The organism is Streptomyces sp. S4.7 (assembly GCF_010384365.1).
Taxonomy (GTDB): Bacteria; Actinomycetota; Actinomycetes; order Streptomycetales; family Streptomycetaceae; genus Streptomyces.
On sequence record NZ_CP048397.1, the window covers coordinates 4,532,198 to 4,551,264 of the forward strand.

Consider the following 19,067-nt stretch of genomic DNA (forward strand, 5'->3'; position numbering starts at 1 on the left):
CTCCCGAACCGCACACATCAGTTCGACGAAGGTAGCGCCGGGCGGACCGGGCTGTCATGTCCGTATCGCCATACGGTCATGACACCGCTTCACCCGCGCGAGGGTGGGTCCGCGAAACGACGGGGCCCGGATCTCGTGGAGGAGGAGATCCGGGCCCCGGGACGTGACGGCAGGCGGGTCAGCCGACGACCGTCCAGGTGTCGTTGCCGGCGAGCAGCTGCGACAGGTCGCCCTTGCCGTAACGCTCGACGGCCGTGTCGAGCTGCTCGTTCATCAGCGTGTCGTAGACCGGCCGCTGGACGCTGCGCAGGACTCCGATCGGCGTCTGGTGGAGCGTGTCCGGGTCGGCGAGACGCGAGAGCGCGAACGCCGTGGTGGGGCTGGCGGCGTGCGCGTCGTGCACCAGGATCTGGTGCTCGTTGTCCGCCGTCACCTGGACGACGACGAGGTCGCCGGTCGCCGGGTCCCGTACGACGCCCTTGGAGTTGTCCACACCGAACCGGATCGGCTCGCCGTGCTCCAGGCGGATGACCGCCTCCTGGGCCCGCTCCTTGTCCTTCAGCGCCTCGAAGGCACCGTCGTTGAAGATGTTGCAGTTCTGGTAGATCTCGACGAGCGCCGTGCCCGGGTGGTCGGCCGCCTGGCGCAGCACGCTCGTGAGGTGCTTGCGGTCGGAGTCGACGGTCCGGGCCACGAAGGACGCCTCCGCGCCGATCGCGAGCGACACCGGGTTGAAGGGCGCGTCCAGCGAGCCCATCGGCGTCGACTTGGTGATCTTGCCGACCTCGGAGGTGGGCGAGTACTGGCCCTTCGTCAGCCCGTAGATCCGGTTGTTGAACAGCAGGATCTTGAGGTTGACGTTGCGGCGCAGCGCGTGGATGAGGTGGTTGCCGCCGATGGACAGGGCGTCGCCGTCACCGGTGACGACCCAGACGGAGAGATCACGGCGCGAGGAGGCGAGCCCGGTGGCGATGGCCGGCGCACGTCCGTGGATGGAGTGCATGCCGTAGGTGTTCATGTAGTACGGGAAACGGCTGGAGCAGCCGATCCCGGACACGAACACGATGTTCTCCTTGGCGAGCCCGAGGTCCGGCATGAAGCCCTGGACCGCGGCCAGCACGGCGTAGTCACCGCAGCCGGGGCACCAGCGGACCTCCTGGTCGGACTTGAAGTCCTTCATGGTCTGCTTGGCCTCGGCCTTGGGGACGAGGGAAAGCAGCTCGTTGACCTCAGGCATCGATGGCCTCCTTGAGAGCCGTGGCGAGCTGTTCGGCCTTGAACGGCATGCCGTTGACCTGGTTGTAGGAGTGCGCGTCGATGAGGTACTTCGCCCGCAGGAGCGTGGCGAGCTGACCCAGGTTCATCTCCGGCACCACGACCTTGTCGAAACGCTTCAGCACCTCGCCCAGATTCCTCGGGAAGGGGTTGATGTTGCCCAGATGCGCCTGTGCGATCGGATGGCCGTTGGCGCGCAGCCGGCGGACGGCCGCGGTGATCGGGCCGTACGTGGAGCCCCAGCCCAGCACCAGCGTGCGCGCGCCGTCCGGGTCGTCCACGACGAGGTCCGGCACCTCGATGCCGTCGATCTTGGCCTGGCGGGTGCGGACCATGAAGTCGTGGTTGGCCGGGTCGTAGGAGATGTTGCCCGTGCCGTCCTGCTTCTCGATGCCGCCGATGCGGTGTTCGAGACCGGGCGTGCCGGGCACGGCCCACGGGCGGGCCAGGGTGTGCGGGTCACGCTTGTACGGCCAGAAGACGTCCGTGCCGTCGGCCAGCTGGTGGTTGGGCCCGGACGCGAACTGCACGCCCAGATCCGGCAGTTCGTGCGGCTCGGGGATCCGCCAGGGCTCGGAGCCGTTGGCGAGGTAGCCGTCGGAGAGCAGGAAGACCGGCGTGCGGTACGTGATCGCGATCCGGGCGGCCTCGATGGCCGCGTCGAAGCAGTCCGCCGGGGTGCGCGGGGCGACGATCGGCACCGGCGCCTCGCCGTTGCGGCCGTACATCGCCTGGAGCAGGTCGGCCTGTTCGGTCTTGGTCGGCAGACCGGTCGAGGGTCCGCCGCGCTGGATCGCCACCACCAGCAGGGGCAGCTCCAGCGACACCGCCAGACCGATCGTCTCCGACTTCAGGGCCACACCGGGCCCGGAGGTCGTCGTCACGGCGAGGGAGCCGCCGAAGGACGCGCCGAGCGCCGCGCCGATGGCGGCGATCTCGTCCTCCGCCTGGAAGGTGCGGACGCCGAAGTTCTTGTGGCGGGACAGCTCGTGGAGGATGTCGGACGCCGGGGTGATCGGGTACGAACCGAGGTAGAGCGGCAGATCCGCCTGATGGGCGGCGGTGATCAGTCCGTACGACAGGGCCAGGTTCCCGGAGATGTTGCGGTAGGTGCCGGTCGGGAACGCCGTGGTGGCGGGGGCGACCTCGTAGCTGACCGCGAAGTCCTCGGTCGTCTCGCCGAAGTTCCAGCCCGCGCGGAACGCGGCCACGTTGGCCTCGGCGATGTTCGGCTTCTTCGCGAACTTCGTCCGCAGGAAGTTCTCCGTGCCCTCGGTGGGACGGTGGTACATCCACGACAGCAGACCCAGCGCGAACATGTTCTTCGAACGCTCGGCCTCCTTGCGGGAGAGCCCGAACTCCTTCAGCGCCTCGATCGTCAGCGTCGTCAGCGGGACGGGGTGGAGCTGGTACGCCTCCAGCGACCCGTCCTCCAGCGGCGAGGTCAGATAGCCGACCTTCGCCATGGGGCGCTTGGTGAACTCGTCCGTGTTGACGATGATGTCGGCGCCGCGCGGCACGTCGCCGATGTTCGCCTTGAGCGCGGCCGGGTTCATCGCGACCAGCACGTTCGGCGCGTCGCCGGGGGTGAGGATGTCGTGGTCGGCGAAGTGCAGCTGGAACGAGGACACGCCGGGCAGGGTGCCTGCGGGCGCGCGGATCTCGGCGGGGAAGTTCGGCAGTGTCGACAGGTCGTTGCCGAACGACGCGGTCTCCGAAGTGAACCGGTCACCCGTCAGCTGCATACCGTCACCGGAGTCACCCGCGAAACGGATGATCACCCGGTCCAGACGCCGGACTTCCTTCTCGCCGGGCACACCGGGCGCGCCCGGCACGCCTGACGCGTCGGACACGATGCGCTGTTCGCCGACGACGGATTCGCTCGCGTCGTCAGCCCCGTCGGCCTGCTCGGCTGGGCTACTGACCTGGCTGGTCACTGAACTGGACCTCCTTCGAGGCGGCTGCTGTGGCTGACCGGCGCGACCGGAACACCCGGAGGCCACCCTACGTCGGTAAGGGTCGCCTTCCTTGGATCGCTCGCATGCTGGACGTCGTACTGAGACGCTTCGCTGTGGCAATTTGCCATGTTTTATCCGCCCCCGGGCGCTCTGTGTTCATCCTGATCTGTGCCGATTCGAACTCAGTCTTTTGGACTAGGACCCATTCCCTGTCCAATACATGACCGCAGCGCCGGGCGCCATGGCCGTGGTGCCGGCCCACCGGCCGGCTCCGTCAGGAGTTGAGATACGTCAGCACGGCCAGCACTCTGCGGTGATCTCCGTCACTCGGCGAGAGGCCCAGCTTCTGGAAGATGTTGCTGACGTGCTTCTCCACCGCGCCGTCGCTCACGACCAGCTGTCTGGCGATCGCCGAGTTCGTCCGGCCCTCCGCCATCAGCCCCAGGACCTCGCGCTCCCGGGGGGTCAGACCGACCAGCACGTCCTGCTTACGGCTCCGGCCGAGCAGCTGCGCGACCACCTCGGGGTCCAGCGCCGTGCCGCCCCTGGCCACCCGTACGACCGCGTCCACGAACTCCCGGACCTCGGCCACCCGGTCCTTGAGCAGATAGCCGACGCCCCGGCTGCTGCCCGCGAGCAGTTCGGTCGCGTACTGCTCCTCCACGTACTGGGACAGCACGAGCACACCGATCCCCGGATGGTCCTTCCGCAGCTGGACCGCCGCCCGGACACCTTCGTCGGTGTGGGTCGGCGGCATCCGTACGTCCGCCACCACCACGTCCGGCGCCACGCCCTCGCGGGCCAGGTCGCCGACGGTCTTGATCAGCGCCTCGCCGTCCCCGACACCGGCGACCACGTCATGACCGAGATCGGTCAGCAGCCGGGTCAGGCCCTCCCGGAGGAGCACCGAATCCTCGGCGATGACCACTCGTACCCTGTCCTCCACGACCGTGTCGCCCCCATGTCGAATGTGCGTACGCGCTCCGCGCCCGCGCTGCGGCCCCAGCATCCCAGTATTCGTATCGGCGCGGGGCGCACTGCCCCGGAACTGATCGAACTGGAAGACACGACTGCGGCGCACCGGACGGTGTCCGGCGCGCCGCAGCCGCGAATACGTCTGTTGTCGGTTCCCTGTTCGCAGCCGTGTCGCTTCTCCGCAGTGTCGCTCGTGCCGCTTCTGTGCCGCTTCTGTGCCGCCCGTCCCACTCTGCCCGACCGGAGAGCGAGAAGCCGGGGCGTCACTTCCGCCAGGGCAGCTCCGCCGTCACCGTCGTGGGCCCGGCGGCCGGTGAGTCGACCACCAGGATCCCGTCCACCGCGTCGAGCCGCTCCGCGAGACCCGCCAGACCACTGCCCGACGAGGTGTTCGCACCGCCCCGGCCGTCGTCCGAGACCTGGAGCATCAGCCGGTCCTCCATCCGCCACACGTCCACCGAGGCGCGGCTCGCCCTGGCGTGCTTGCTCACGTTCTGCAGGAGCTCCGAGACGGTGAAGTAGGCGATGCCCTCGATGGCCGCCGCCGGGCGGGACCCCAGGTCGACCTCGACCTGGACCGGGACGGTGCAGCGGGAGGCGACGGAGGAGAGCGCCGCGTCCAGGCCGCGGTCGGTGAGGACCGCGGGATGGATGCCGCGCGCCAGGTCGCGCAGCTCCTGGAGCGCGACCTTGACCTCCCCGTGCGCCTCGTCGACCATCCGCGCCGCCGCCTCCGGGTCCGCCAGCAGCTTCTCCTTCGCCAGCCCCAGGTCCATGGCGAGGGCGACCAGCCGGGCCTGCGCCCCGTCGTGCAGGTCACGCTCGATCCGGCGCAGATCGGCGGCGGCCGTGTCCACCACGACGCCCCGGTCCGATTCCAGCTCGGAGACACGGGTCGCCAGCTTGGACGGGCCGAGCAGCCCGGCGACCATCAGCCGGTCCACACCGGTCATCCCGCGGATCAGCCACGGCGAGGCGAGGACGAGGACGAGACCGACCACGCTGGTCGCGGCTATCTCGAACGGGGTGTCCAGATAGAAGTCGTTCGTGCCGTCACTGAAGAGCGCGATGCCGTCCTGATTCGTGTGCTCGGGGAAGACCCACTGCCACAGCGGATAGAGGAACAGGCTCCAGCCGGTGACCGTGAAGGTCACGGACACCACGAAGGAGAACAGCGCCCACGGGAAGTGCAGGATCCCGTAGAGCAGATGCCGCCAGGACACCCCGCTCTTGAGAACCGCGCCGACCCACGACATCAGACCGGACTTCTCCCCGCGCACGGGCAGCGGGCTCGCCACGTCCAGACCCAGCAGGGCCCGCGCCCTGGTCCGCTCGACGGCGCCCAGAGTCCGGCAGCCGATGAGCGCGGCGGCCAGCAGCGGAATGCCGAGGAAGGTCACGAGGAGCCCCGCACTGACCGAGATCGTCGTGATCGTGTAGACGAAGAAGAGGATGCCCATCGGGAGGTTGAGAAGGAGATAGACGAACTCCTTCCAGGTGCGGCCCGTGAACGGAGCGCGCAGTGCCGGAGGAAGGGTGTGGCGCTGTGGCTGTGTCCGCATGCCGTAATCCGTGGCCATCGAGTCGTCCGTTCTGCGAGCGGGGCGGTCGTGCTTCATGTCGTACCTCAATGCTCATCCGCCGGCCGCGCCCGCACCATGAGGGGTGTATCCGTCTTCACCCTGGGGTTTTCCCCACCCCCTTGGTGCGGTTTCACGCCTCGCGTACGGGGGTTGGGCGTCAGGACGCCTCGCGCTCCCGCTTCCGCCACGGCAGTTCGGCCGTGACGACCGTCGGACCGCCGACCGGCGAGTCGAGCACGAAGAGCCCGTCGACCGCGCCCAGGCGCTCGGCCAGCCCCGACATGCCGGTCCCGCCGGCCATCCGCGCACCCCCGCGCCCGTCGTCCTGGACCTGGATCAGCAGCCTGTCTTTTGCCCGCCACACCTCGACACCGGCCATCCGCGCACCGCTGTGCTTGCTGACGTTCTGCAGGAGCTCCGAGACGGTGAAGTAGGCGATGCCCTCGATGGCCGCGGCCGGCCGCTCGTCCAGCTCGACATCGACCTTCACCGGGACGGTGCAGCGGGAGGCGACGGAGGAGAGCGCCGCGTCCAGGCCGCGGTCGGTGAGGACCGCGGGATGGATGCCGCGCGCCAGGTCGCGCAGCTCCTGGAGGGCCAGCTTCACCTCGCCGTGCGCCTCGTCCACCATGCTCGCCGCCGCCTCCGGGTCCGCCAGCAGCTTCTCCTTGGCGAGACCGAGCCCCATGGCGAGGGCGACCAGCCGGGCCTGCGCCCCGTCGTGCAGGTCGCGCTCGATCCGGCGCAGATCGGCGGCGGCCGTGTCCACCACGACGCCCCGGTCCGACTCCAGCTCCGCGATCCTGCTCTCCAGCTCGTCGGACGGCGAGAGCAGCCCGCGCACCATGGCCCGGTCGGCGTTCGTGAGCCCGCGCACGATGTGCGGCAGCACCGGCCAGAGGAGGAAGAAGCTCACCGTGGTGATCGTGAAGGTCAGGATCCCCCAGGGCAGCCGGATGAACTCGTACAACGTGGTGCGCCAGCCCACCGGGTCCTTGAGGCTCGTCCACAGCCAGGAGAAGAACCCGTCGGTGCCGCGTGCGCGCCGTTCGTCGCGGCTCCGGCCGCGCAGCGGGCTCGGCTCGTCGATCCCGACCCCCAGCAGGGCGCGCGCCCGCGCCCGTTCGGCCCTGCCGAGCAGCCGGGCACCGGCCAGGCCGCCGGCCAGCCAGGGCAGACCGATCACGGTGACGGACAGGACGACGCCGGTGGGCACGACGAACACGACATAGACGAAACCGGCGATCGACACCGGGAGATTGGCGAGGAGATGGGCGATCTCCTTCCAGGTGTGCCGGTCGAGGGCGAGACGGGCGGGCGGCGGCCGGTCGTCGTCGGTGGAGCTGTTGCGGGCGGTCATAAGGTCCAAGCCTGCACGGCCGCGGGGGCCCACGCCATGGGGTGGCTGGGGGAGCGTCGGTGGGGTTAACCCCACCACCCGCCTCCGACCGGTGCGACCAGCGGGTGTGCGTCCGCCGCGGCGTTCGTGCGCCCGCCGGGTGCCGGCGCCTGCGAGGACCCGTGACCGTGCGCGTACGCCGCCCGTACCCCGACTCGTACGCGGACCGGTGCGGGACCCGTGCATGACCCTGTCATGACTGATGCGCGACCGACTGCTTACGGTCTCTTTAGCAGGGCCTAGACTCCCGTGCGTACAGATCACGGACCAGATGCCGGGAACACCGATTCGGCGGAGTGAGGGGCGGGTGACGGACGTGCCGGAACCGACCGTTCTCGCGTCGGAGTACTTCCAGAGCTATTCGGTGGTCGGACTTCTCGCGGTCGTCGGCGTGCTCTTCGTCGCCGTGGCCTTCGGGGCGGGCCGACTGCTGCGGCCGGTGGTACCGACGCCCGAGAAGCTGCTCACGTACGAATGCGGAGTCGACCCGGTCGGCGAGGGCTGGGCGCACACGCAGGTCCGCTACTACGTCTACGCCTTCCTGTACGTCATCTTCGCCGTCGACTCGATCTTCCTCTTCCCGTGGGCGACGGTCTTCGCCGCCCCGGGGTACGGCGCGACGACGCTCGTCGAGATGTTCATCTTCCTCGGCTTCCTGGCCGTAGGACTGCTCTACGCATGGAAGAAGGGCGTCCTGGAATGGACGTGACCCCCGCCGCTCCGGCAGCCACCGACTCGGCAGCCGCGCCGGTCGCGCTGCCCGACCCGCAACGCCTGGGCGTGCTCTCCCGCCTGGCGCCCCAGCCGATGAAGGTGGTCCTCAACTGGGGCCGCCGCTACAGCCTCTGGGTCTTCAACTTCGGACTCGCCTGCTGCGCCATCGAGTTCATCGCCGCGTCGATGGCCCGGCACGACTTCATCCGGCTGGGGGTCATCCCCCTCGCGCCCGGCCCGCGCCAGGCCGACCTGATGGTCGTGTCCGGCACGGTGACGGACAAGATGGCGCCGGCGGTGAAGCGGCTGTTCGAGCAGATGCCCGAGCCCAAGTACGTGATCTCCTTCGGCGCCTGCTCCAACTGCGGTGGCCCGTACTGGGACTCGTACTCCGTCACGAAGGGCGTCGACCAGATCATCCCGGTCGACGTCTACGTACCGGGCTGCCCGCCGCGGCCCGAGGCGCTGCTCCAGGGAATCCTCAAGCTCCAGGAGAAGATCTCCCGCGAGTCGCTGGGCAAGCGGTACGGCTCCGAGGGCCACCGGCCCAGCACGGCCGCGCTGCGCAGCGGGCTGGTCGAGGCGCCGCCGACGCCGGATTCCCCGCCGACCGCGACTCCGACGCGGGGGGAGAACGCCTGATGACTTCGGCGACTTCGGACGCGTACGACCGGCTCCCCGACGGCGTCGCCGAGATCTTCGGCGCGGACGCCACGGCGGAGCGCGCGTACGACCTCCTGACGGTCGACGTCCCCGCCGCCGCCTGGCTGACCGCGCTCGAAACGGCCCGCGACGAGCTGGGGTGCACGTACTTCGACTGGCTGAGCGCCGTCGACGAACCGGGCACGGGATTCCGCGTCGGCGCGCACGTCGCCTCGGTCGAACCCCGTTCCGTACGGCGCCTGTTGATCCGTACGACGGTCCCGCACGAGGCCGCGGTGCTGCCGACCGCCCTCGGGGTCTACGCGGGCGCGGGCTGGCACGAGCGCGAGACGTACGAGATGTTCGGCATCTCCTTCACCGACCACCCCAACCTGGTGCACCTGCTGCTGCCCGAGACCTTCGAAGGGCACCCGCTGCGCAAGGACTTCGTCCTCGCGGCGCGGGTCGCGAAGGCCTGGCCGGGTGCGAAGGAGCCGGGCGAGTCCGCGCCGGGCCACACGGGCCCCAAGCGCCGCCAGATGCTGCCGCCGGGCGTACCGGACCCGAACGAATGGGGCCCGCTCAAGGGCCAACTGCCCCCGGCCCCGGCCCGCCCGGCCCGCACCCCGCGCGCCGCCTCAAACCGCCCACCCCGCCGCACCCGCAGCGTCACGGAAGGCTCCGCGACCCAACAGCCACCGCCCGCGAAGACCACGGCGGCGCCTTGGCACGCCCCGACCCCGGCCTTTGAAGAGCCGCCCCGGAGCCCTCCACCACCGGACGCACCACCGGCGGACGGAGCGGAACGGGCCCCCAAGTCGCCACCTGCCCGCGGGGACGAGCCGACGGCCGCGCCGGACGCGACGGCGAAACCCGCGCCCGCGCCGGACGCCCGGCCCGAGCGCGCCCCGGCGGGGAAGTCCGAGCCGGCGCCGTACGCCGGAGCCGAGCCCGGGTCGGCGCCCGCGCCGGAGGACGCTGCGACGCCTGGGCCCGATTCCGGAGCACCGGCGGCGCCGGGCACCGGGTCGAGGCCCGGACCCGAGCCGACAGCCTCGCCGGACGCCCGGCCCGGGCGGACGCCGGAGAACGAGTCGGCGGCGGCGCCGGATGCGGCTCCGGAGGCCGGACCGGACCCCGAGCGCACCCCGGCGCCCGAGCCGGACGGGGAGCCCGCGCCGGATGACGGGCCCGCGGGCGACCCCGACGACAGGCGCGGCCACGATCGACCCGGAGGAGACGCGTGAACGACGTGCTCGACGTCGCCATTCGGCTGGTCATCGTCTTCGCCGCATTCCTCGTCCTTCCCCTTGTCGTCGGGCAGACCGAGCACAAGGTCATGGCCCATATGCAGGGCCGCCTGGGACCCATGTACGTCGGTGGTTTCCACGGGTGGGCACAACTCATCGCGGACGGCGTGAAGTTCGCGCAGAAGGAAGACATCGTCCCGGCCGCAGCCGACCGGCGGATCTTCCAGCTCGCCCCGGCCGTCGCCCTGTTGCCCTACCTCCTCGTACTGGTCGTGATCCCGATCGGCCCCCAGGAGGGCGCGGTCGGCGAGGTCGTCGACGCGGGCATCTTCTTCGTGCTCGCCGTGATGGGCGTCGGTGTTCTCGGCTCGCTCATGGCCGGCTGGGCGTCGGCCAACAAGTTCTCCCTGCTCGGCGGTCTGCGCACCGCCGCCCAACTGCTCGCGTACGAGCTGCCGATGCTGCTCACCGCCGCCTCCGTCGCGATGGCGGCCGGCACCGTCTCCCTGCCCGGCATCCTCAACGCGTTCGAGTGGTGGTGGGTGCCCTGGCAGATCGTCGGCGCCCTGGTCTTCTTCGTCGCAGGACTCGCCGAACTCCAGCGCCCTCCCTTCGACATGCCGGTCGCCGACTCCGAGATCATCTTCGGCGCGTACACCGAGTACACCGGCCTGCGCTTCGCGCTGTTCCTGCTCGCCGAGTACGCGGGCATCGTCGTCCTGTGCGGACTGACCACCGTCCTGTTCCTCGGCGGCTGGCACGGCCCCTTCGGCGGCGACGGCCTCGGCTGGCTCTGGACCCTCCTCAAGACCTTCCTCCTCGCCTTCGTCGTCATCTGGCTGCGCGTCAGCTATCCACGGCTCCGTGAGGACCAGCTCCAGAAGCTCGCCTGGACCGTGCTCATCCCCCTCGCCCTCGCCCAGATCGCCCTCACCGGCATCGTCAAGGTGGTGATCCAGTAAGTGCCTCCGATTCCCGGCAGCGGCCTGGCCAAGGGGCTGGCCGTCACGCTTCGTACGATGACCAGGAAGTCCGTCACCGCGCGGTACCCGGACACCCAGCCCGAACTCCCGCCCCGCAGCCGGGGCGTGATCGGCCTGTTCGAGGAGAACTGCACGGTCTGCATGCTCTGCGCCCGTGAGTGCCCCGACTGGTGCATCTACATCGACTCCCACAAGGAGACGCTCCCCGCCGCCGCCCCCGGCGGCCGTGAGCGCAGCCGCAACGTCCTCGACCGGTTCGCCATCGACTTCTCGCTCTGCATGTACTGCGGTATCTGCATCGAGGTCTGCCCCTTCGACGCGCTCTTCTGGTCACCGGAGTTCGAGTACGCGGAGACGGACATCCTCGAACTCACCCATGAGCGCGACAAACTCCGCGAATGGATGTGGACCGTGCCGGCTCCGCCCGCCCTCGACCCGCGTGCCGAGGAGCCGAAGGAGATCGGCGCCGCCCGCAAGACGGCCGACAAGCTCGCGGCGGCGCAAGCGGCGCAAGCGGCGGAGGCCGCGGAGGCCGCCGCACCCACCCGGGAGCGGGAGGCCGGCGAGTGACCCCCCTCGCGGCCGACCACGGCTTCCTGTCCCCGACCGGCGTCGAGATCGCCTTTCTCCTCGTCGGTCTCGTCACACTCGGCGCGGCCGTCATCACCGTCACCACCAAGCAACTGGTGCACGCCGCGCTCTGGCTCGTCGTGGCGCTCGGCGGCCTGGCCGTCGAGTACCTGCTGCTGACCGCCGAGTTCATCGCCTGGGTACAGGTCCTGATCTACATCGGTTCCGTCGTCGTCCTCCTTCTCTTCGGGCTGATGCTGACGAAGGCGCCCATCGGCCGTTCCCCGGACGCGGACTCGGAGCACCGGGGCGTCGCGCTCGCGGTGGCCGTCGCCGCGGCCGCCGCGCTGGTCTGGGTGGTCGTCGACGCGTTCCGTACGACCTGGATCGATTTCGACAGCCCCGCCCAGGGGTCCACCGGGGTCACCGGCCAATTCCTCTTCCGGCACTGGGTGCTGCCCTTCGAAGCGCTCTCCGTCCTTCTGCTCGCCGCGCTCATCGGCGCGATCGTCCTGTCCCGCAAGAGCGGCAAGGAGCAGCGCTGATGCATCTCGCCTATCCCGCCGTACTCGCGGCGCTGCTCTTCTGCACCGGTCTGTACGGGGTGCTCGCCCGCCGCAACGCGATCCTCGTGCTCATGTCCGTCGAGCTGATGCTCAACGCCGTCAATCTCAACCTCGTCGCCTTCGACGTATGGCTGCGCGACACCCTGCACGCGGGCCAGGCCCTCACCCTCTTCGTGATCGCCATCGCCGCCGCCGAGATCGGCATCGGTCTGGCGATCGTCCTGATGGTCTACCGCAACCGCGGCACCTCGGACGTCGACCGGCTCCGCGACAGCGTCGAGAGCGACGCGACCGACGAGGCCGCGGCGCGGTCCGTGGCGACCGGGTCCGCCGAAGTCCGGGCCGAAGCCGGCGCCCCGGCGAAGAATGCTGAGGCCACCGCGTGACCACGACCACCCTCGCCGTCCTCGTCCCGCTGCTGCCGTTCCTCGGCGCGGTCGCCGGCCTGCTCCTCGGCCGCAAGGCCCCCGGATTCGTCCGGCCCCTTGCCGTGCTGCCGCCACTCGCCGCCGCCGTACTCGCCGCGATCGTCGCCGTACGCCAGAGCGACGGGCACGGCACCGGCGCACCGATCGACGCGGCGACCCGGCTCACCCCGACCGGTTCGGTCCCGATCGACCTCGCCCTGTACATCGACGGCTTCGCCGCCCTCGTCGCGATCCTCGTCGCGGTCGTCGCGACATGCGTACAGATCTACTCGACGGGCTATCTGCGCGCCGACGCGCGCTACCCCTCGTACGCCGCTCTCGTCTCCCTCTTCACCTCCGCGATGCTGCTCGTCGTCTACTCCGGCGACCTGATGGTGCTGCTGGTCGGCTGGGAGATCATGGGCATCTGCTCGTACTTCCTCGTCGGCCACTACTGGGAGACGCCCGAGGCGCGCGCCGCCTCCCTGAAGGCGTTCCTCGTCACCAAGCTCGGCGATGTCCCCTTCCTGCTCGGCCTGTTCGCGCTCGCCGTCGACACCGGCACGTTCCGGATCACCGGCGTCCTGAAGTCCGTCGCGGACAACGGGCTCGACCACCCCACCCTGATCGCCCTGCTGCTGATCGCCGGTGTCGCGGGCAAGTCGGCCCAATTCCCGCTGCACACCTGGCTTCCCGACGCGATGGCCGGCCCCACCCCCGTCTCCGCGCTGATCCACGCGGCGACGATGGTCGCCGCCGGCATCTACTTCGTGGCCCGTCTCCTCCCCGTCTTCGCCGCCTCCGCCGCGGCCCTCGTGGTCCTCGCCGTGCTGGCCGCGATCACCATGGTCGGCTCCGCGATCGCCGCTCTCGCGCAGGACGACATCAAACGCGTCCTCGCCTACTCGACCATCGGCCAACTCGGCTACATGTCGGGCGCGCTGGCCGTGGGCGACCGGGGCGCGGCCGTCTTCCACCTCATCTCACACGGCGCCTTCAAGGCGCTCCTCTTCCTCGGCGCCGGCGTGATCATCCACGCCGCCGGCACCAACTCGCTCGCCGCCATGTCCCGGATGGGCGGCCTCGCCAAACGCGTCCCCGACGCCTACTGGACGATGACGATCGCGCTCCTCGCGCTCGCCGCCATCCCGCCCTTCGCCGGCTTCTTCTCCAAGGAAGCCGTCCTCGTCGCCGCCGAGCACACCGCGCTCGGCGAGTCGCGGATCGCCCCGGACATCGCCGGCTGGACCGTGCTGGTCGCCGGCCTGCTCACCGCACTGCTCACCGCCGCCTACGCGACGCGCCTGTGGCTCCTCGCCTTCCGGGGCCGGGGCGCCGAGGCGGCCGACCACGGCAAGCAGCCGCTGTCGATGAACGCCGTCCTGTGGGTCCTCGCCGTCCCCTCACTCGCCTTCGGCCTGACCGTCGGCGTCATCGCCCCCTGGCTGGGCGCCCACAGCCTCACCCCGACACTCACCACCTCCGTACTGGGCACCGGCGTCGCACTCGTCGGCGGGCTGATCACCTACGGCAGCTGGAGCCACACCACGGCGCTCGCCGCCCGCACCCCCATCGGCGCCGTCGCCGCGCACCCGGACGCCGAACCCGCGCTCTCCGAGGTCGAGGCCATGGCCAGCCACACCGCCGCCTACGGCGACATCGCCTCGGCCCCCGACCCCGCCGACCCCGGCCGGCTCCTGCTCGGCAGGCTCCACCCGCACGCCGCCGCCGGCTTCCACCTGGACGCCGTCTACCGCACCCTCTTCCAACGCCCGGTCCAGGGCGCGGCCCGGCTGGTCCACTTCCTCGACCGCGAGGTCGTCGACACCTACGTACGCGGGGCGGGCACCGGCACACGCTGGCTCGGCGCCGCCGTACGCGGCGCGCAGACCGGCAATGTGCAGACCTACCTGGGCGCCCTGCTCGCCGGAACGGTCGTCCTGGCGATCGCCGCCGTACTCCTCGCCGCCGGAGCGTGAGTCGTGATCGATATCAGCCCGTCCGTGATGCAGTTCCTTCTCGCGTTCATCGTCGCCGCCCCCCTCCTGGGCGCGGTGGCCGCGCTGCTCCCCGCCCCGCCCGGACTCCGGGGCACCGGCCCCGACCAGGCCGTACTGCGCCACGGCGTGACCGTGACCGGCGCGATCCTCATCGCCGCGATCGTCCTCGCGATCGGCTTCGACCACGACCACCCGTCGAGGATGCAGGCCACGACGGACATCAGCTGGATCGCCGCACTCGACGTGCGGATCCATCTCGGCACCGACGGCATCTCCCTCCCCCTTCTGGTCCTGACCGCGCTGCTGACCTTCCTCTGCGCTCTCTACAGCTACTTCAAGCCCCCGGCGGGCCCCTCCCCGAAGGCCTTCGTCGCCCTGCTGCTCGTCCTCGAATCCGGCACCCTCGCGACCTTCGCCGTCCTCGACCTGCTGCTGTTCTTCCTGGCCTTCGAGATGGTGCTCATCCCCATGTACTTCCTCATCGCCCGCTGGGGCGGTGCGGGGCGGCAGGCCGCCGCCTGGAAGTTCATCCTCTACACGCTGCTCGGCTCCGTGGTCATGCTGCTCGGCCTGCTGCTCGTCGGCCTTCACGCGGGCACATTCGACATGGTGGCACTCGCCACTGACAACGGCCGTGGACTGAGTTCGTTCGTGCAGGTCACAGCCGTTCTGGCGATCGGGATCGGCCTCGCGGTCAAGACCCCGATGTGGCCGTTCCACAGCTGGCTCCCGGACGCCCACACCGCCGCCCCGACCGTCGGATCCGTCCTCCTCGCCGGGGTCATGCTCAAGATGGGTACGTACGGTTTCGTCCGTATCGTCCTGCCGATCGCGCCCGACGGGATGCGGATCTTCGCGCCGTACCTCGCCGCCCTCGCCGTCGTCGGCATCATCTACGGCTCCCTGGCCTGTCTCGCGCTCGCCCGGCAGGGCGCGGGCGGCGACCTCAAGCGCCTCATCGCCTACTCCTCCGTCGGCCACATGGGCTTCGTCCTCCTGGGCATCGCGTCCATGACCCCCACCGGCGTCAACGGCGCGCTCTTCGCCAACGTCGCCCACGGTCTCATCACCGGCCTGCTCTTCTTCCTGGTCGGAGCGCTCAAGGACCGCTACGGCACCGCCGACCTCGACACCCTCGCCGGCGCCACCGGCGCGGCGCTGTACGGCCGCGCACCACGCCTCGGTGGCCTCCTCGCCTTCGCCGCCGTCGCCTCCCTCGGCCTGCCCGGCCTCGCCGGATTCTGGGGCGAGATGCTCGCGATGTTCGGCGCCTTCGATCCCGCGGACGGCCTCAGCCGCCCCGCCTTCGTCACCTTCACGGCGATCGCCTGCTTCGGCACCCTGCTCACCGCCGCGTACCTGCTGATCGTCGTCCGCCGTGTCTGCATGGGCGCGCACCCCCAGCAGGTCACCGAGCCGAAGGAACAGCGGGAGCCGCTGCCCGAACTCACCGACGTCCAGGGCTACGAACTCGCCGCCTGGACCCCGCTCGTCGCCCTCACCGTCCTCGCCGGCCTCTGGCCCGCCGTCCTCCTCGGCCTCACCGACCCGGCCGTGCAGAAGCTTCTCGCAGGAGGCAAGTCGTGACCGTGGCCGCTGCCCAGGGCGCCGCCGACAGCGCCGCCAGCCTCGTCCAGTCCGTCGACTGGCTCGCGATCGCGCCCCCGGCGCTCACCGCCGTCGTCGCCCTCGCCGTCCTGGTCGCCGACCTGTTCGTCCCGGAGCGCCGCAAGCCGCTCCTCGGCGTCCTGTCCCTCGCCGGCCTCGCCGCCGCGCTCCTGCTGCTGATCCCCATCCGCACGGGCGACCGGTCCACCTTCTGCCTGACGGCGGACGCCGACGTGTGCAGCTACACCGCCGACCACTTCACCCTCGTCATCCAGCTCCTGGTGCTCGGCGGCGCCCTGCTCACCGCACTGCTCTCCGTCACCGAACTCAGCGGCGCCAAGAGGCTCCCGGCGGGCGAGTTCTGGTTCCTGCTGCTCTCCTCCGCGGCCGGCGCCGCCCTGCTGCCCGCCGCACGCGACCTCGCGACCCTCGTCGTCGCCCTCGAAGTCGCCACCCTCCCCGCCTTCGCGCTGGTCGGCCTCAAGCGCGGCGACCGGCTGTCCTCCGAGGCGGCGCTGAAGTTCTTCCTCTCCTCCGTGGCGGCCACCGCCGTCATGTTGCTGGGTGTCAGCTTCGTGTACGCCACCACCGGCACCCTGCACCTCACCGAGATCGCCACCCGGCTCGACGAGGTCCCCGGGGCGCTCGAAACCCTCGCCTCCGCCGGTGTCGCCCTCACCCTCGTCGGTTTCGCCTTCAAGGCCGCCGCCGCGCCCTTCCACTTCTGGGTCCCCGACACCTACGTCGGCGCGCCCCTGCCCGTCGCCGCGTATCTCTCCGTCGTCAGCAAGGCCGTCGGATTCTCCGGCCTGATCCTGGTGACGGTCATCGCCTTCCCGAGCCACTCCGACGTATGGGGCCCCGTCGTCGCCGTACTCGCCGCGCTCACCATGACCGTCGGCAACGTCGCCGCGCTGCGCCAGCCGGCCACGCGCGCGTGGAGCGCGGTACGCCTCCTCGCGTGGTCGTCCGTCGCCCAGGCCGGCTATCTGCTGGTCCCGATCGCGGCAGCGGCGTACGCCGGGACGGACCAGATCGGCTCCACCGTCGCGTACGCCCTGATGTACGCCGTCGTGAACCTCGGCGCCTTCGCCGTCGCCGCCCTGGTGGCCCGTACGAAGCCCCTGAACCGCCTCGCGGACTACCGCGGCCTCGCCTCCGAGCGCCCGCTCGTCGCCCTCGCCATGGGCTTCTTCCTGCTCTGCCTGGCCGGACTGCCGCCCGGTGTCGTCGGCCTCTTCGCGAAGGTCGCGGTCTTCTCCTCGGCCGTGGACGCGGGGCTCGGCTGGCTGGCCGTCGTGATGAGCGCCAATGTCGTCATCGCGCTCTACTACTACCTCCAGTGGACGGCCGTCCTCTTCCGCGCCCCGGAGACGGCCGAGGAGGGAGCCTCCGAGGCCGGGCCGACGCCCCCGGCCGCCGGGCCCGTCCCTCGGCCCGCCGGCCCCTTGACGGGCCGCCCCGCCCCCGCCCCGGTACTCGCCGCGATCGGCCTGACCACCGCCGTGGGCATCGCCCTGTCGGGAGCGCCCCAGCTGGTCCTGCGCTTCGCGGCGGAAAGCCTCTTCTGAGGCACGCGCCGCGCGAGAAGCCGCTCCACCCGCCCCCACCGCCACCCGTACGGCGTACAGCCCCGTGCGGGCGCGCCAGGGAACCCGTGACCCCCGCCTGGCGTTGACCAGTGAGTAAGGGTCCACTGGAGAGTGGAGCGACGTCACGTAGAGGGTTCCCCTGCCGCACGATTTGGAGGGCGTTCCGTGCACCGCCGGCACAACGGGTTGAGGACCGCCGCACTCCTCGGGGGACTGTCCGCACTCATCATCGTCATCGGCAGCGTCTTCGGCCGGACGGGGCTGATCGTCGCGGTCGTCGTCGCCCTGGGCACGAACGCGTACGCCTACTGGAACAGCGACAAGCTGGCGCTGCGCGCCATGCGCGCGCGCCCGGTCAGCGAGTTCGAGGCGCCGAAGCTCTACCGCATCGTGCGCGAGCTCTCCACCACCGCGCGCCAGCCGATGCCACGGCTCTACATCTCACCGACGCAGGCCCCCAACGCGTTCGCCACGGGCCGCAACCCCCGCAACGCGGCCGTCTGTTGTACGGACGGCATCCTCCAGATCCTGGACGAGCAGGAGCTGCGCGGAGTCCTCGGCCACGAGCTGAGCCATGTCTACAACCGCGACATCCTCATCTCCTCGGTCGCCGGTGCCCTCGCCTCCGTCGTCATGTTCCTGGTGAACTTCGCCTGGCTCATCCCCATCGGCCGCTCGGACGACGACGAGGGCCCCGGCCTCGTCGGCATGCTGCTGGTGATGATTCTGGGCCCGCTGGCCGCCTCGGTGATCCAGCTCGCGGTGAGCCGCTCCCGCGAGTACGAGGCGGACGCGTCGGGCGCCCAGCTCACCGGTGATCCGTTGGCCCTCGCCAGCGCCTTGCGTAAGCTTGAAGCAGGCACGAAACAGCTGCCGTTGCCGCCAGAGCCACGAATCGAGACGGCGAGCCATCTGATGATCGCCAATCCGTTCCGGCCCGGGCAGGGTGTGTCGAGACTGTTTTCCACGCATCCGCCGATGGCGGAGCGCATCGCCCGACTAGAGCAGATGGCAGGTCGACGTCCATGAAGACAATTCTCAACATCATCTGGCTTGTTTTCAGCGGGTTCTGGCTGTTCCTCGGTTACGTGTTCGCCGGACTGCTCCTGTGCATCACGATCATCGGCATCCCCTTCGGTATCGCCGCGTTCCGGATCGCCGTGTACGCCCTGTGGCCGTTCGGCTACACGACGGTGGAGCGCCGCGACGCCGGATCGCCGTCGTTCGTCGCGAATGTGCTGTGGCTGGTTCTCGCGGGCTGGTGGCTCGCCCTCGGCCACATCTTCACCGGGATCGCCCTGTGCGTGACGATCATCGGCATCCCCCTGGGACTCGCGAACTTCAAGCTGATCCCCGTCTCGCTGCTGCCCTTCGGCCGCGAGATCGTCCGTACGGACCAGGCGTTCGCGGGCTGGTGACCCGAGCCGTGCCGTACGGCACGCCGTAGCACCCCGAGGACGGCAGGCCCAGCAGCGCTGTGGCCTGCCGTCCTTCACGTATGTCCGGCCCGAAGCGGGGTAGTTGACCCGTCGGGCCGGACACCGC

General features: G+C 70.6%; 17 protein-coding genes. 12 read left to right on the forward strand and 5 right to left on the reverse strand.

Annotated features, from left to right (window positions below; translation table 11 throughout):
* Nucleotides 1–178: 178 nt before the first annotated feature.
* From SSPS47_RS20270 to SSPS47_RS20290, 5 genes are all read right to left on the reverse strand, one after another.
* The gene (locus SSPS47_RS20270) at nucleotides 179–1,237 is read right to left on the reverse strand and encodes a 2-oxoacid:ferredoxin oxidoreductase subunit beta (RefSeq protein WP_147874395.1); all 1,059 of its coding nucleotides are present in this window, start codon (nucleotides 1,235–1,237) and stop codon (nucleotides 179–181) included.
* Nucleotides 1,230–3,212, reverse strand: a complete 1,983-nt coding sequence (locus tag SSPS47_RS20275; RefSeq protein WP_147874394.1) for a 2-oxoacid:acceptor oxidoreductase subunit alpha — start codon at nucleotides 3,210–3,212, stop codon at nucleotides 1,230–1,232. The genes SSPS47_RS20270 and SSPS47_RS20275 overlap by 8 nt, the downstream gene beginning before the upstream one ends.
* A gap of 295 nt (nucleotides 3,213–3,507) precedes the next feature.
* Complete coding sequence (locus SSPS47_RS20280; protein WP_164252284.1) at nucleotides 3,508–4,179, reverse strand: response regulator transcription factor; 672 nt, start codon at nucleotides 4,177–4,179, stop codon at nucleotides 3,508–3,510.
* Nucleotides 4,180–4,471: 292 nt separating this feature from the next.
* Nucleotides 4,472–5,788 (reverse strand): sensor histidine kinase, encoded by a 1,317-nt coding sequence (locus tag SSPS47_RS20285; RefSeq protein WP_164254762.1) that lies wholly within the window; start codon nucleotides 5,786–5,788, stop codon nucleotides 4,472–4,474.
* Nucleotides 5,789–5,948: 160 nt separating this feature from the next.
* The gene (locus SSPS47_RS20290) at nucleotides 5,949–7,151 is read right to left on the reverse strand and encodes a sensor histidine kinase (RefSeq protein WP_164252285.1); all 1,203 of its coding nucleotides are present in this window, start codon (nucleotides 7,149–7,151) and stop codon (nucleotides 5,949–5,951) included.
* Between the two features lie 310 nt (nucleotides 7,152–7,461).
* On the opposite strand from SSPS47_RS20290, the gene SSPS47_RS20295 reads away from it, so the two are divergent.
* From SSPS47_RS20295 to SSPS47_RS20350, 12 genes are all read left to right on the forward strand, one after another.
* Nucleotides 7,462–7,899: an NADH-quinone oxidoreductase subunit A gene (locus SSPS47_RS20295; protein ID WP_187280090.1), complete on the forward strand. Its 438-nt coding sequence runs from the start codon at nucleotides 7,462–7,464 to the stop codon at nucleotides 7,897–7,899.
* The gene (locus SSPS47_RS20300) at nucleotides 7,890–8,546 is read left to right on the forward strand and encodes an NADH-quinone oxidoreductase subunit B (protein WP_147874392.1); all 657 of its coding nucleotides are present in this window, start codon (nucleotides 7,890–7,892) and stop codon (nucleotides 8,544–8,546) included. The genes SSPS47_RS20295 and SSPS47_RS20300 overlap by 10 nt, the downstream gene beginning before the upstream one ends.
* Complete coding sequence (locus tag SSPS47_RS20305) at nucleotides 8,546–9,793, forward strand: NADH-quinone oxidoreductase subunit C (protein ID WP_164252286.1); 1,248 nt, start codon at nucleotides 8,546–8,548, stop codon at nucleotides 9,791–9,793. The genes SSPS47_RS20300 and SSPS47_RS20305 overlap by 1 nt, the downstream gene beginning before the upstream one ends.
* Nucleotides 9,790–10,758 (forward strand): complex I subunit 1 family protein, encoded by a 969-nt coding sequence (locus SSPS47_RS20310; RefSeq protein WP_147874390.1) that lies wholly within the window; start codon nucleotides 9,790–9,792, stop codon nucleotides 10,756–10,758. The genes SSPS47_RS20305 and SSPS47_RS20310 overlap by 4 nt, the downstream gene beginning before the upstream one ends.
* On the forward strand, nucleotides 10,759–11,349 hold the full coding sequence (locus SSPS47_RS20315) for an NADH-quinone oxidoreductase subunit I (protein WP_164252287.1): 591 nt from the start codon (nucleotides 10,759–10,761) through the stop codon (nucleotides 11,347–11,349).
* Nucleotides 11,346–11,894, forward strand: coding sequence for an NADH-quinone oxidoreductase subunit J (locus SSPS47_RS20320; RefSeq protein ID WP_164252288.1), 549 nt, complete (start codon nucleotides 11,346–11,348; stop codon nucleotides 11,892–11,894). Before SSPS47_RS20315 ends, SSPS47_RS20320 begins: the two co-directional genes overlap by 4 nt.
* Nucleotides 11,894–12,301 carry an NADH-quinone oxidoreductase subunit NuoK gene (gene nuoK / locus SSPS47_RS20325; protein ID WP_239064990.1) on the forward strand — a complete coding sequence of 136 codons (408 nt, stop codon included), beginning with the start codon at nucleotides 11,894–11,896 and terminating at the stop codon, nucleotides 12,299–12,301. The genes SSPS47_RS20320 and nuoK overlap by 1 nt, the downstream gene beginning before the upstream one ends.
* The gene (locus SSPS47_RS20330; protein ID WP_164252289.1) at nucleotides 12,298–14,301 is read left to right on the forward strand and encodes an NADH-quinone oxidoreductase subunit L; all 2,004 of its coding nucleotides are present in this window, start codon (nucleotides 12,298–12,300) and stop codon (nucleotides 14,299–14,301) included. The genes nuoK and SSPS47_RS20330 overlap by 4 nt, the downstream gene beginning before the upstream one ends.
* A 27-nt stretch (nucleotides 14,302–14,328) precedes the next feature.
* Entirely contained in the window at nucleotides 14,329–15,909 is a 1,581-nt protein-coding gene (locus SSPS47_RS20335) for an NADH-quinone oxidoreductase subunit M (RefSeq protein ID WP_164254764.1), read from the forward strand.
* Nucleotides 15,906–17,501, forward strand: coding sequence for an NADH-quinone oxidoreductase subunit N (locus SSPS47_RS20340; RefSeq protein ID WP_164252290.1), 1,596 nt, complete (start codon nucleotides 15,906–15,908; stop codon nucleotides 17,499–17,501). The genes SSPS47_RS20335 and SSPS47_RS20340 overlap by 4 nt, the downstream gene beginning before the upstream one ends.
* A gap of 186 nt (nucleotides 17,502–17,687) precedes the next feature.
* Nucleotides 17,688–18,551 (forward strand): zinc metalloprotease HtpX, encoded by an 864-nt coding sequence (gene htpX / locus SSPS47_RS20345; RefSeq protein WP_164252291.1) that lies wholly within the window; start codon nucleotides 17,688–17,690, stop codon nucleotides 18,549–18,551.
* Nucleotides 18,548–18,940, forward strand: a complete 393-nt coding sequence (locus SSPS47_RS20350) for a YccF domain-containing protein (protein ID WP_147874384.1) — start codon at nucleotides 18,548–18,550, stop codon at nucleotides 18,938–18,940. Before htpX ends, SSPS47_RS20350 begins: the two co-directional genes overlap by 4 nt.
* Nucleotides 18,941–19,067: the final 127 nt, after the last annotated feature.